6 protein-coding genes are annotated in these 13637 nt (G+C 59.8%); all 6 read right to left on the minus strand.

The annotated features are described in order from the left end of the window. Window positions 1-167: 167 nt before the first annotated feature. Entirely contained in the window at window positions 168-5285 is a 5118-nt protein-coding gene (locus tag GGR28_RS17185; protein WP_183497066.1) for a thrombospondin type 3 repeat-containing protein, read from the minus strand. Window positions 5286-5479: 194 nt separating this feature from the next. Further along, a complete protein-coding gene (locus GGR28_RS17190; protein WP_183497067.1) occupies window positions 5480-7093 on the minus strand; it encodes a nuclear transport factor 2 family protein in 1614 nt (537 codons plus the stop codon). A gap of 157 nt (window positions 7094-7250) precedes the next feature. Then, a complete protein-coding gene (locus GGR28_RS17195) occupies window positions 7251-10052 on the minus strand; it encodes an ATP-binding protein (protein WP_183497068.1) in 2802 nt (933 codons plus the stop codon). A gap of 206 nt (window positions 10053-10258) precedes the next feature. Beyond that, window positions 10259-11278, minus strand: a complete 1020-nt coding sequence (locus tag GGR28_RS17200) for an inorganic phosphate transporter (RefSeq protein WP_183497069.1) — start codon at window positions 11276-11278, stop codon at window positions 10259-10261. 12 nt (window positions 11279-11290) lie between these two features. Then, window positions 11291-12013 carry a DUF2490 domain-containing protein gene (locus GGR28_RS17205; protein WP_183497070.1) on the minus strand — a complete coding sequence of 241 codons (723 nt, stop codon included), beginning with the start codon at window positions 12011-12013 and terminating at the stop codon, window positions 11291-11293. A gap of 170 nt (window positions 12014-12183) precedes the next feature. Beyond that, the gene (gene ahr, locus GGR28_RS17210; protein ID WP_183497071.1) at window positions 12184-13209 is read right to left on the minus strand and encodes an NADPH-dependent aldehyde reductase Ahr; all 1026 of its coding nucleotides are present in this window, start codon (window positions 13207-13209) and stop codon (window positions 12184-12186) included. Between the last annotated feature and the right edge of the window lie 428 nt (window positions 13210-13637).

Raw genomic sequence — 13637 nt, forward strand, 5'->3', positions numbered from 1 at the left:
ATTTGCTTGTCGTGCGTGAGTGAGCAAAGTAGCTAAAACCAGTCAATCCGCGGGCGTACCGGGCTTTGGGCGGCAGCCACGGGGGCAAATGAAGGCCGCTCCAACCGGTTGAACCAGTGGAGCGGCGGCTTCATCCTAATGGGTGCTTCCCCAGTAGTAAGGCTATGCTAGTGAATCACGACTTTACGGCCGATACTTCGTTGCCCGTCGGCCAGTCGCAGGTAGTATACTCCGCGCGGCAGGTGGTCCACCGGGAGGCGCAGGGTCATTGCCTGGCGCGTGGCTTCCACTTCCGTCCGGTACAGGCGCTTACCGGTGGGATCGTACAATTCAACGGCAAGTCGGCCAGGGCGGGCGGGCAGCAATTCGACGAAGAGCTGGTCCGAAGCCGGGTTGGGGTAGACGTGGAGGAAGTCGAACAGTTCGATCTCCGCCACCGCTACGAGGCAGGACGTCGAGTTAACGACGGTGCTGCTGTCCTGCAGGGGATTGGCGACGTCCGGGCAAATGTCCAGATCGTTGCGTACTCCGTCTCCGTCGCGGTCTTCGTCGCAGGCATCGCCGATACCGTCCTTGTCGAGGTCGTTCTGGTCGGCATTGCTGATGCTGGCGCAGTTATCGGTGGCGTTTGCCACCCCGTCGCCGTCGCCGTCGCCGTCGGGTTCGGCCACGTCGCCGACGCCGTTGTTGTCGGAGTCGGTCTGGTCGGGGTTCTTGTAGTAGGGGGCATTGTCGACCTCATTGGCCACTCCGTCGCCGTCGATGTCGTCGTCGCAGGCGTCGCCGATGCCGTCCTTGTCCAGGTCCCCCTGTTCGGGGTTTGCGGCCAGGCTACAGTTATCGACGGTGTTGAGGACCCCATCGCCGTCATCGTCGGTACTTTCTTCCCCGGTGTTGTCGCTCCCGATGGTAAACGACCATTCGAGCGGTTCGGCGAGGGGATTGCCGTAGAGATCCTGCACGTCCCGGACGGTTAGAGTGAACCGCTCACCGTTCTGATCGAACAGGTTCTGGTCCGGGCGGAAGAGCAGTTGACGATCCGAGCAACCAACGGAGGTGGGAATGATGGTGCCGTCCGAGGTGCGGGTGAGGGTCACGTCTTCCGCCGAGATCACCATGCAGTTGATGGCTTCGTTGAAGGCGGCCGAGAGCACGTCACCGCGGGAGTACTCTCCATCGGCGGGTTCTGGTACGCCGAAGAGCTTCGGACCGGTACGGTCGACGCGGCCGGCCACGGATTCGGAAAAGACGTAGCCCTGATCGCAGTTCAGGCGGGCGCGCAGTTGGTAATTCCCGTCAGGCAGTTCTCCCAGGTCCAGGGAAACTTCGGTCCCTCCCGGCAAGTCGGACAGGTCGCCGGGTTGCAGGGTGCGAATGGTTTCCCAAACGTTCGTTCCGGTAGCGGCGTACTGAATGATTACCCGGTTCAGTTTGTCCTTTTCGTAGTTCGTGAGCCGTACGGTCTGTAGGTCCGCGTCTGCGGTGCTGACTACCCACTCGGTTTCGGGCGTGGTGAGATTGATCGGGCTACAGTCGTTCTGGAAGTAAGCGGACAATTTTACGGTACGGTAGATTGAATTATCGCAGTCCGAGCTCAGTCTAAATTCCAGGTCGCGGTAGGTAAATGCGTTGGGACCCCGTTCAATGGTGACGGTTGCCTCGGCCTGGTTGTTATAGGGGACTGTGTAGGGGATAGACCCCTGTATTTCACTTCCTCCAAGGCGGACGCGCGCTCCGTCGGGATTGCTAGCCTGGTTAAAGGACAATCGATAGGTACGCGTCTCCTCACTCTGGCTAACGTTGAGTATCCGGAGCTTGAAGACGGCCTGCCCGTTGGGATCTACATCCGTGGCTACCGGTTCTTCTACCAGCAGACGCAGGTCATCCCGGGGCTGGGTTCCCGGCTCGTGGGGGCAACTGGACCGTCCGCTCACCAGGTCGAATACGGGGGTGCTGTAGACGGGGTCCGTTTTGATGTCGACGGAAAAGTAATCGCCCTGATCGTCGTCGCTAAGGTGGAATCCGGTGACCGTGCTTTTGGTGACGGAGTTGCTCTGGGACTGTCCCATTTGCATCCGGAAGGTTGTCTGTACGCCCCCGGAAAATCCTACGCCGGCCACCTCCATGCCGGTTTCAGCGGCGACCTCAGCGTCAATGGTTTCCATAAATTCGATGGTCATGGCGTGGGTGCTCGTCGCGGAAGTGGAGGCATCGTAGGGTGCCAGCGCGCTGAAGGATTTGTTCTCCACGAAGTTGGCGTCGGCCTTAAGCTGGTTGTTGCGTTGCAGGGTCTGTTGCCATACCGAGACTTGGTTCTGGTAGTGCGCCACCGTATCCGGGTTCGCCGTTTGATTGAGGACGATCAAGCGGTTCAGCTCCGGGATGAGGACGTTGCGAATATGATCCTCGGTGTATATGTAGGTGGTGGCGAAGCCGTCGTTGCCCATGATCAGGTTCACGTCGGTTTCCAGGGTACAGCCGTTCGGATCAAAGATCAGCTCGTCGGCCAGGGCATAAATGATGTTCATGGCCGCCCCGATGAACACGTCGCCCTCCGCGCCGGTCACGGCCTCGTTGTTGGAGGTGGAGAAACGCTCCGTGGTGGTTATTTCCGTCAGTAGTTCCTCGTTACGGTTAGAACTGGCCCCGATGCTCATGGAGGCCTTCAGATCGCCCCAGACCGAGAACTCGGTTACGTAGCCAAAGCCCACTTCGAACTTGGCTCCGACTTTCAATTTTGTCCAGACGTTTGTCGTGTTTTCCCGTTTAGCGGAGAAGGACATCGCCGACTGGATCGTAGCGTCGCTACCCAGGTAGCTGTAGCTCGCGTCGCCCGGGGGGTCACGTAAGATCAGGAGCGGAAGTTCGGGAGAAACGGTGGCAAACGTTTTTTCCCGAGCCCGAACCCCGGTCACGATGGCCTGCTGGGTTACGGTAGCTTCTCGGCCCTCCACCTCGGCCGTGAACGTGATTCCTTTGGTGTAGGGGCCTACGATGTTCGGTTCGCCGGCTTCGATGGAGTACCTCACGCGACCGTTCTGAATGGGTAAACGAATGGGCTCCGCTCGGTCGCTGATGGCATCGGTAATGATCAGCACCCCGGTGTCCACGGGGCAAACGTTTACTTCTTCCCAGACGGTGATGTCCAGATTATAGGCGGTATGCTGCTCGAGGATCGGTAGGTCTTGGTAGCAGGAAGACTCCAGGTCGCTGATTACGATGGTGGGAGGGTTGCGGTAGGTGAAAAGCAGGACAGAATCTTGGTCGGAGAGATCGATGTCGCGCGCTTCACCGAAAAAGCCTTCGATCTCTCCCCCATCGTAGCCCGGGGCGGCGACTACGTTGCTGATCTCCACCCGAAAGGGCCTAGCCGGCAGTTCGAAGGCGTAGTAACCCGAATCGGCGCTCGTGGTCGTCTCCCGAACGAGGCACTTATCGGCGGTAAATACCCGCACCGTTGCCGTACCGAGATACTGCTCGCAGCCGGCGCGAACGTAGCCGGAGAGGGTTCGCCGTGTTTCGTCCTCTATAATCAGTCCCATAACATCCGCGGCGACCGTCAGCTCCTGACGGGCCGGCGAAAAGACGTGATCGCCCAGTTGGGGAGTGATGGTGTACTTCCCGGCCTGGGGCATCACCAGATCAAAGGTGCCGTCGTGGCTAGTGACGTTGCCTAAATTGTTGCCATTAATGAGCAACTCTGCACCCGCGACCCCGCAGGTATCCAGACCATCAACCTGTACGACGCGACCTGAAACCACGAAGGAGGTGGTATCGGTGAAGTTGACGTTGCGCTCTACGGTAATCCGGGGGGTGAGGGTGCGAGTGATGAAATTCGGATCGAAGCCGTGCCCCTCCTTGGAGGGTTCAATGCGAAACTTGGCTTCCTCTCCGTAGTATAGATTGTCGATCCGGTACCGCCCGTCTGCTTCGGTAGTTGCACAGTTGCGGGCACCGCTCGCCCGGCCCGGCAGGTTGTTCTCAAGGGTTGCACATACGGTCACCCCCTCTACGCCGGCGGAACTACCGGAAACCCCGGGTTTCGTAGCTACCGTACCCTCTATCAGGCCCACCGGGGGGTAAAGTTCCAGGGGCTTGGAAGTGGCCCGCTGGCCGAAGGCCTCAATCTCAATGGTGTATTCATAGGGGCCGAAACCGGGAAAATCCTTCGTAGTGTAAGTGCGGGCCCGAGCCGTGTCAATCAGCGTGGCGATCAATCGGCCATCACGCTTCACGCGGGTCACGATCTGGTCGTCGGGTACGTCGGTGCGCATCTTCCAGTGCAGTTCGAAGCCCCCGTCGGGGGTGACGGCGAAGGAGTCCAGGACCGGGGCACGCAAGTCGGCGGTGCTGAGCTTGATCGACTGGGAGGCGTAGGTGTAGCCACAGCGTGTGGTACAATCCGAAGCATAACTGCCGGCATCGTAGTTCAGTGTCGCCTCGTAATCTTTGCGACCGGGCCCTACCGGAACGGACAGTTCACCGGTCCACGGCGTGGTGGTGCGCGTCCCCTCCTTGCGTTGGGCCAGTTCCTTACCCTCGCGGGTGATGGTTACGGACTGAGGAGGTTTTATGCTTTCATTTCCGCAACCACACAGCGAGGCGTTCGGTGGCGTTACGGTAAAATTAACCCCAGCATAGTAGTCGCTACTGGCAGACTGCCCCCCGGCCGCGACCTGAGCCGGCTTTTCACTGCGTGAAGTTACCCGAACACCCCGTACCCGATCGAACCAGGCCGGCTCAAGCTTTGCACCGGTGCCCAGTCCGTCGTTGTCGATGTACGTCTCACTTTGCCCGTTCAGGCCATTGGCGTTAAAGACAACAGCCTCAACTAAGCCCTTTACGATAATGTATTCGTATCCGTCAAACTTGATCAGCTGCTGTTTGTTGGGTCCGGCGTCGTAGTCGCCCGGTCCAAAGCCCTGGAAAATGTAGGGACGGCCGACCTCCCCTTCTTCGTCAAAGAGATAAACGATGGGCGTATCAACGGCAATCCGTTCGACCTTCATGAATTCCGCCCGATCACGCCAGTTGCCGAGGTCCGGATAGTTGCCAGGAAACAACTTGAGGTCATAGGCGGGGCTATGAGCTGAATTCCCGTCGTACAACGTCACCATTAGTCCAAGTGGGATGACGATGGAAGCCACGTTATTCTGATAGTTGATTCCACTCATGTTTAGTGACTGGGGATCGGATTGTGGGAGTAGCGTCATTTTGGTGCCGCCGAAGTTTACATCGGGGTAAATGGTGACTTCATCACCCGCCTCGGTGGCGGGTCCGGGCATTGGCTGTGCAAGAATAGCCGGGACATGAAGCAAGCAAAGTGCGATGATCGCAACAAGCGCAAGGACGGGTTGAGTAAATTTTGGGTGCATGATCTATAGTGTTGGGAGTATAGGAATAGCCCGGCGACCGGTCGGTCACCGGGCCCTTTCCAAAAATTCATAGTGTGAAAACTGAATGCAGGGAGTAACGCGCCTTACTTCTTAGCGGCTTCCGCCAGCTGGTGGGTATCGGCATATTGCTGGAAGGCGGTCACCTTCCCGTCCTTCATCGTCCAGAGGTGGGCAACCTGGGCGTCGATCACCTTGCCGCTGCCCTTGCGGCGGGCATCGTAGCGGAGGGTGGCCAGCACGCGGTTGCCGTCGACGGCGTGGAGCTCGATGTCCTTCAGCTTGAAGTAATCGTGCTCGGCACCGAGGCGGGCGAAGACGCCGTTGAGGACGGCGTCGGGACCGATGTAGGGATTGCCGTCGGCCATCGCATTGCCTTCGGCCTCATTCCAGACGATCTTGGGATCCATGGCGGCAAGCACGGCGGGGATGTCGCCCGTGGAGAAGGCATCGTAGATGTTCTGGATCACCGTTACGTCGCCGGTTTGTGGGAGCAGGCCGAGCTGCTCGTAGAAGACCAGGTCGTTCATGAAGTCCTGCTCCTGGGCGATCTTGCCGTTCTGCATGCGGATCAGGGTCACGCCCTGCACGTCGACCGACTTGCCCGTGGCGGGAATACCGAAGAACTCACCCGTGTGCTTGCCGGCGAACCGCCAGTGCTTGACGAGCCGGTCGCCCTGGCCGAAGACGCTCTCCACTGTAAAGTCGATGTCCGAGAAGCCGGTTAGGTAGTGCTGGTAGTGGGCGCGGAAGTCTTCGATGCCGGTGACGTCCCCCGCTTCGCTCACCATACGGATGTCGGAGGCGAAGTTGGCCGCATTGATCTCGCCGATTTGCCGCTGGTTGATGATGCGGTCCCAGACCGACTCCACGTGTTCGAGCTTCTGTGCGAGGGCGGGGTCGGCGGTCGCTTCCGGCTTGTCGGCTTCTCCGGTGGCCTGACACCAGTCGGTAAACACCTGCTGCACCCGGTCGTAGGACGCCGTCATCCCCATGGCCGCCGCCTGGTTGTAGTAGCGGACGGACGCGGCGTAGTCCTTGTTTTCGGCGTAGTACTCGGCCATGCTGTCGTAGGCGTTTGCCTCATCCGGAGCCAGGGCGAGGTACTTGTCGAAGTAGGTTTTTGCCTCCGCCATAAGGCCCTGTCCCATTTTGAGGTAGCCGAGCCCGTTGTACACCGGGGCGAAGTCGGGCGCCAGTTCGGTGAGGCGCAGGGCGTAGCGTTCGGCGGCTTCCGCATCCTTATCCGTATAGGCGGCGTGGAGGTAGGTCCATTCGTAGGCTTCGGGTACCGCGGGGTACTCCTTCGTCAGCTTTTCCATGGTCTTGGCGGGACTGGCGTCCGGATCGTCCCGGAGTGCGACCAGGTACTCGCGCATGATCCGTTCGGCCGGCGTGAAGCCGGCGGGGTCGATGGCCAGCGCCCGCTCGATCAGGGCCGGCTTGTCGTCCTTGGGGGCCAGCACCTGGATGGAGTACACGAGCGCCATGAAGTAATCGGGATCCGCCGCGAGTGCTTCGGCCAGTGTCTCCCGTGCGGTCGCAAAGTGAATGTTGGAAGCCTGGTAGGAAGCGGTCCGGTAAGCCTCCTTGGCCGTGGTGGAGGTAGTGGAGACCGGGAGGAAGAAATCCTGGCCGATCACCGGCGCAGCGGCGCCCAGAAAGAGGAGGTAAAGAAGAATGCGTATTGTGTAGTTCATAGCGTCTGTCGTTTTGATTCGCTACAAAACTGCCACCACGCCCGCCGCGGCCCGTTGACGCATCGGACAAAGGCTAGGACATAATTGTTATGACACTAAAAAAACCGTGTACTTATCTTACAAATAGGGTGAAGGATATGTGCTAAGTATCTATCTTTCAGTCCGTTACAAAGTGACTCGGCGGGTGGCGGTACTCCTGCTGAAAGGTACGCGAGAAGTAGCTCGGATCGCTGAAACCGACGCGGTAGGCGATCTCCGAAACCGTATACCCGCCGGTGCGCAGCAGTTGCATCCCTTCCGCCAGGCGGTAACTGCGGATAAAGCGCGAGGGGGTCTTGCCGGTGATCGCCTTTACCTTGCGGTACAGCTGCATCTGACTGAGCCCGGCGGCGGCGGCCAGTTCGGCGACGCCGAAATTCGCGTCGTCCAACTGGGCACCGATGAGATCGTGCAGTTTGCGGACGAAGGCGTCTTCCCGCGATTCGGGGGTACCGTTTGCCTCTACCGTAGCGTTGCCCGCGCCGGCGTAGCGGGTCCGCAGGCGACGGCGGGATTCGATGAGTTTTTCGATCCGTACGTTCAGCTCTTCCTTGTCGAAGGGTTTGGTGAGGTAGGCATCGGCACCGAATTTGAGGCCCTGGATCCGGGCGTCCGGCGTGGTCTTAGCGGTGAGGAGGATGATCGGGATGTGGCTCGTGCGCTCGTCGGCCTTCAGCGTTTCGCACACTTCGTAGCCGTCTTTTTTGGGCATCATGACATCGGAAACGATCACGTCGGGTACCAACTGCAGGGCCAGCTCGATGCCGGCCTCCCCGTCGGCGGCGTAGTGGCAGCCGTAGCGGTCGCCCAGAATGGTCTCCAGGTAGGTGACGATGTCGCGATTGTCTTCGATGATCAACAGGACGGGCCGGTCCGGGTCGGGCAATTCGGCGACGGACTCAGCGGGTAGTGAGCGGTGTGCATCGCCGACGGGTAGAAGCACCGTGAACTCAGTGCCCTTGCCCGGCTCGCTATCCACCCCGATCGTTCCGCCCAGCAGGCCCACCAGTTCACGGGTGAGGGCCAGGCCCACCCCGCTGCCCGCTGCGGGGGAGGGTTCCGTCGGCGTCACCTGGAAGTAGCGATCGAAAATGTGCTCGGCGTCCTCCGCACTGATGCCGATTCCGGTGTCCCGAACGATCAGTTTCAGTTGGGTCCCTGTGTCGGTGACCGTGGTGCTGGCGTGTACGATGATCTTTCCCCGCGGGGGGGTGAACTTCAGGGCATTGGAGATGAGGTTGTTGACGATCTGTAGCACCTTTTCCTCGTCAAAGTCCATCATCAGCTCCCGCACTTCGCTGTAGAAGACGAAGCGGATGTTCTTCTGCTCCGCCGCCGAGTAGAAGGACTCCGTCAGGTAATTCAGGTAGGCGATGATGTCGTCGTGCACCCAGTTTACGGGCGTGGCGCCCATCTCCAGGCGGGAAAGCTCGAGCAGGCGGTTGACGAGGTTCAGCAGGTTCCGGCCGTTGCGCTGGATCAGGTCTTTAATCTTCTCTTGTCCGCTGATCTGGTCGCTCATGCCCATGATGACGGTCAGCGGGGTGCGAAATTCGTGGGTGATGTTGGTGTAAAAGCGGGTCTTGAAGTCAGTCAGCTCCTGCAGCCGGCTTGCCTCCAGCTGCTGCTTTTCCTGGAGCAGCTTGCTCTCGCGGAGCGCAAACACGGCCTGCTCGCGCGCCTGCACCTGCTTGCGCTGCCGGTAGGCCAGTCCGAGGGAAAATATGGCCACCTCCACAATGACCCCGGCCTTCAGCCAGAAAAGGGAAAAGGGAGGTACGGCCACCCGCGTAAGCAGGCTGAGCAGGCAACCCAAGCTGAGCGCCGCGATTCCGTAGAAAATGAAAGCCCCCTGCTTGTTCCACCTCCGGTAAAGGGGGAACAACAGTCCGACGCACGATCCGATGACGATGGCAATGTAGGCGACCGTAATGCGGTCCTCAATCGCGTAACTGTGGTTGGAGGCAATGGACACCCACACGTACACCCCCATCATAACGGCGCCCAGCCAGATCAGCCCCCGGAAGTAGCGATCCCAGCGGGGAAGCAACCGGGGCAGGTGAACGAAGGTGCGGATGAACATCAGGTAACACATCAGCCCCAGAAAGATCGATAGCTTAAAGAAGCTGTAATTCTGCGGCCGTCCGGGAAACAGGTACTGGCCGAACCAGTCCGACAGGTCGTCGCTGAAGTAACCGCCGTACACGATCATCATCAGGATGTAGCCCGAGTAGTACACGAAACTGCGGTCGCGTCCGAAGAAGTACAGCATCAGGTTGTACAGAAACATCATGCCCAGAAAGCCGATGAAGAGGGCATCCGCGGCCTTGCGCTTCAGGAGCTTGTCGTAGAATACCTCGGTGGTCTGCAGGTAGAGGTGGAACGACGGGGCCAGCGACACCCGCTCGCTCCGTCCCCGGAAGTAGACGGTCGTCACCTCCCCGGGGGGCAGGGTGAGTTTGACCAGGTTGCCCTTCGTGGTGGGTACGAAGGGCTTTTCCGCCGGGGGCAGGAAGGTGCCGTTGCGCTCCACCGACCAGTTGCCGTCGGCGTCGGCGGTGTACACTTCCAGTTCGGTCCAGGTGCCCGAGAAGTACAGCACCCACTCGGTCTGCCGTTCGGCCCGGGGGAGGCGGTTGCTGACGCGCAGCTTGCCCCAGTAGTAGTGGTTTGCCTCCGGGGAGGGGAAGTCGGCGGCGGGCGCGAAGGAGCTTTGTCTTACCCCGTCGATCGTCAGTTCCCCGTCGGGGTCGGGCAGCACTCCCACGTAGTCGATCAGGCGGTAGTTATGTTGCTCGTCGGTGAGCACGCAGACGCGGTCGGGGCCGTCGCTCCCGGTGCCCCCCCGCCCATTAACGGTGAGGGAAATTACGCAGCACAGTATGGTGATCAGGTACCGGCGACCGGCGTAAGTGCACATCGGCGTTTAATATAGGCACGGGCCGATCATTTCCGCGTAAATGTCTTGTTAAAACATGTATGGTCGTAACGGGGCGTTTGCTCTTCCGGGTTTGCATTGCTCCCGCGCGCCGCCGCCAAAAGGCAAAGGCTGAGCTGATTTGGGCGGGTGCGCGGGTGCAGAGTTAATTCTCAAAAAGCAGGGAACGTAGGCTCCCACCCGAACGACTACCCCAACACGCTGACCAGCAGGTAGGTGAGGGCGAAGGCGATGACCGGTGCTACGCACCAAACGGTGAAGAACAGCTTTACCGTGCGGTTGGAAAAGGTGGCCCGGGTGCCCTTCTTGCTGATGCTGAGGGCGATGAAGGCGGCTCCGTTCAACTGGACCAGCGAAGTGGGAATGCCCCGGGTGACGGAGGCGTACAGCAGCAGACTGGCCACCACGAGGGCGATGACGGTAGCGGAAAAGGGGCCGACGTCCACGATCTCCTTACCGGTAGACTGGGTCACCTTGTGGCCGAGGAGGGAGCTGCCGATGGCGAAACAGGGTGCCACGATGAGCACCGAGAGGATGATGATGGGCAGGAAATTGCCGATGGCCTCCGCGCCGATCTCGTTGGCCGTGAGGGAGGCGATGGGGGCGGCGGCGTTGGCTACGTTGTTGGCGCCGATGGAGAAGGCCACGTAGAGGGACGCGAAGATCAGGCAGGCCTTCAGGACGGGGTGGTTGCGGAGGTGGGCGTAGTCGTCCGTAAACACCCGCCGCTTCAGCACCGGAAAGACGAACAGCGAAAAGACCAGCATGACGGCGAATGCGACGATGGGCAGGACAATCCACATGGGAATGATCTCGTAGAAAAGCTTGCGGGTGTTCAGTCCTTCGAGGGCGGTGGCGGCCCCGGCGATCGCGAGCACTGTCGACTGGCTCGTCGACTGCGGTACCCCGATCAGGTTGGATACCAGCAGCGTAATGCCGATCGAGAACAGAATCAGGGAGGTGATGAAGGGGGTGAAGAACTGCTGCTCCAGCAGCCCCTTGCCGAGGGTGAGGGATACTTCCTCCCCGGCCAGGAGGGCACCGGCCAGCACCATCACGCCGAAGAGGCCGGGAATGACCGATCGCTTGATCACGTTGGCCCCGTAGGCGGCGGAGAAGGCCGGGGCCGTGCCGCTGCCGCCCATGTTGACGGCCAGGAACATGGCGAGGAGGAAGGGGATGGTCAGTCCGGTGAACAGCTCAGACATAAAGCGCGCGCATTAAGCGCCCTTCTGGGGCAATTGGTGGTGAACGGTGAAGCGGACGATGTGGCGGTCGTAGAACTCCTGTCCCGACGGCCGCTGCTGGAACCAGTTGAGGTAGCCCAGCTCGAAACCTACCCGCTTGGTGGGGAAATACTGCACGCTTGCCCCGTAGCGGTTCTGGTCGAAGACGTTGAGCGCGATCTGCTTGCCGGCATTCAGCAGGATCTCCTCGAAGGCGCGGACCTGCAGCTTGGTCGTGGGCAGGTAGCGCAATTCCGCCCGGTAGCGGAAGCGGTAGTTCGAAAAGGCGAAACCACCCTCAGGGGCTTCGAAGTAGCGCAGTTCGCCCCAGTAGCGGTGGTGGAGGCCGACCTTCTCCGAAAAGGCCTGGTAGCCGGCTATTTCAACCATGGGCCGCAGTTCGTTGCGTACGCTAGCCACCGGCACCAGCGGATCGTGGGGAAGGGATTGGCGGAAAGCGGTGAGGCCGAGTCCCGCGTTCCAGCCCTTACCGAGCTTGCGCTCCACCACCGTGCGGGAGATCAGCTGGTGCTGTCGCCAGGGAAACCAGTAGGTGCGTTCCTCGACTTCCTGTCGGAGGGCATGGGTCTCGTTCAGTGGGACGCGGAGGTTGTAGCGGAGCCAGAGTAGGTGCTGGGAATCGACGTTTTTCTGGGAGTGGGCCGGGTGCGTGTTCAGTAATAAAAGCAGCAGCAACAACAGCCGGAGTAGGGGCATATCAGAAATTGGTGCGCAAAGATACTGAGGGGGGAAATCCCCGCTGCGGAAAAATTAATCGGCATCCTTTGTGCGTCCCATCCAACGGCAAGAACCGGCTATACCAACAAAAGAAAAGGGCCTCCCCTGCGAGAGACCCTTACGTAAGTTCAAGTCGGAGTAACGGTGGCCTACTTCTGGTAGTCCGCCTCCAGTACGATGCGGTAGCTGGCCTTGCCGGCCCGCAGGTGCTCCATGGCTTCGTTCACCTTGCTCATCGGGAAATGCTCTACCTGGGGAGCGACCTGGTGGTGGGCGGCGAACTGCATCATCTTGTCCATCTGGCTCCGGTTGCCGGTGGGGGAACTGGAAATGGACCGTTTGCTCAACATGAGGGACATCACGTGCACCGGAATGGGCTCGAGTACGGCACCCACGATGTGCAACTTGCCCCCGGGCTTCAGCATGGCGATGATGGCGTCCCAGTCGAGGGAGGCGTTGGCGGAAATGACGATGAAGTCGAATTTGGCCGCATGTTTTTTCATTTCCTCCGAGTCGACGCTGGACGCGACGTGGCTGGCCCCGAACGAGCGGGCCTCCTCGTGCTTGGAGGGGGAGGAGGTGAAGGCCGTGGTTTCGCACCCCCAGGCTTTCAGGAACTTCAGGGCCATATGTCCTAAGCCACCGATGCCGAAGACCCCCACCTTATCGGTCGGTGAAATGGCGTTGTCCAGCAGGGGAGCGAACACGGTGATGCCGCCGCACAGGAGCGGACCGGCCGAATCGGGTTCAACGCCCTCCGGAATGGGTACCGCCCATACCCAGTGGGTGCGTACGGACTGGGCGAAGGCGCCGTGGTGGCCCACGATGGTGGGTTGTACCGAAGTACACATCTGCTGATCACCTTGCAGGCAGTATTCGCAGTGGAGGCAGCTGCTGACCGTCCAGCCCACGCCGACGCGCTGGCCCATCTTCAGTCCTTTTTCCCTGGCAATATCCCCCATCGCGACCACCTTGCCGATGGCCTCGTGACCGGGAACGAAGGGGTAAGTGGTGATGCCCCACTCGTTGTCGAGCATGGACAGGTCGGAGTGGCATACGCCACAGTACTCAATCTCCACTTCTACTTCCTCCGGACCGAGGGGGCCGGCATCGTACTCAAACGGTTCCAGTTTTCCCTTGGGCGCACTGGCGGCCCAGGCTTTTACTTTTGACATAGGTGTTTTATTGGGGAAACGGGAGGGGTGGAAAGATGTTCCTACGTTTTTGGGGTAGTGGGGGTGGGGGTGGGCTAGGATTTGCGGGGCGGTTGGTGTAGTCGGTGTTGGTTGTTCGGCGATCCAGTTTTGGGTTGATGGGTTGGGGCAAATTCAGGCTCCTAATTTGGGGAGATAACAGGGTATCCACGGCAAGGAGCGGGGGGAACATATGGTTTGGGTTTGCATGTGTGGGGGAATTGCGTAGTTTTGGCGGGCGGTGGGATTATATACATCAATGGGCGGATCGGATATAGGGTAGAAATACGAAATTCATTTGTGCTATTGTTGGGCGAAATGCCGCGATGAGGGCGGTCCGAAAAGAAAGTTCCCATACAGATAAATATAAGTCTTACTAATATTGCAATCTTGTAAATTGGAGTGCATCT

It is taken from the genome of Neolewinella aquimaris (assembly GCF_014197245.1).
Lineage (GTDB): Bacteria > Bacteroidota > Bacteroidia > Chitinophagales > Saprospiraceae > Neolewinella > Neolewinella aquimaris.

Excerpts from the sequence above, each read along its gene's own strand:
- GGR28_RS17185 (WP_183497066.1), bottom strand. The coding sequence starts at position 5,285 with ATGCCCGGACCCGCCACCGAGGCGGGTGATGAAGTCACCATTTACCCC.
- GGR28_RS17190 (WP_183497067.1), bottom strand. The coding sequence starts at position 7,093 with ATGAACTACACAATACGCATTCTTCTTTACCTCCTCTTTCTGGGCGCC.
- GGR28_RS17195 (WP_183497068.1), bottom strand. The coding sequence starts at position 10,052 with ATGTGCACTTACGCCGGTCGCCGGTACCTGATCACCATACTGTGCTGC.
- GGR28_RS17200 (WP_183497069.1), bottom strand. The coding sequence starts at position 11,278 with ATGTCTGAGCTGTTCACCGGACTGACCATCCCCTTCCTCCTCGCCATG.
- GGR28_RS17205 (WP_183497070.1), bottom strand. The coding sequence starts at position 12,013 with ATGCCCCTACTCCGGCTGTTGTTGCTGCTGCTTTTATTACTGAACACG.
- ahr (WP_183497071.1), bottom strand. The coding sequence starts at position 13,209 with ATGTCAAAAGTAAAAGCCTGGGCCGCCAGTGCGCCCAAGGGAAAACTG.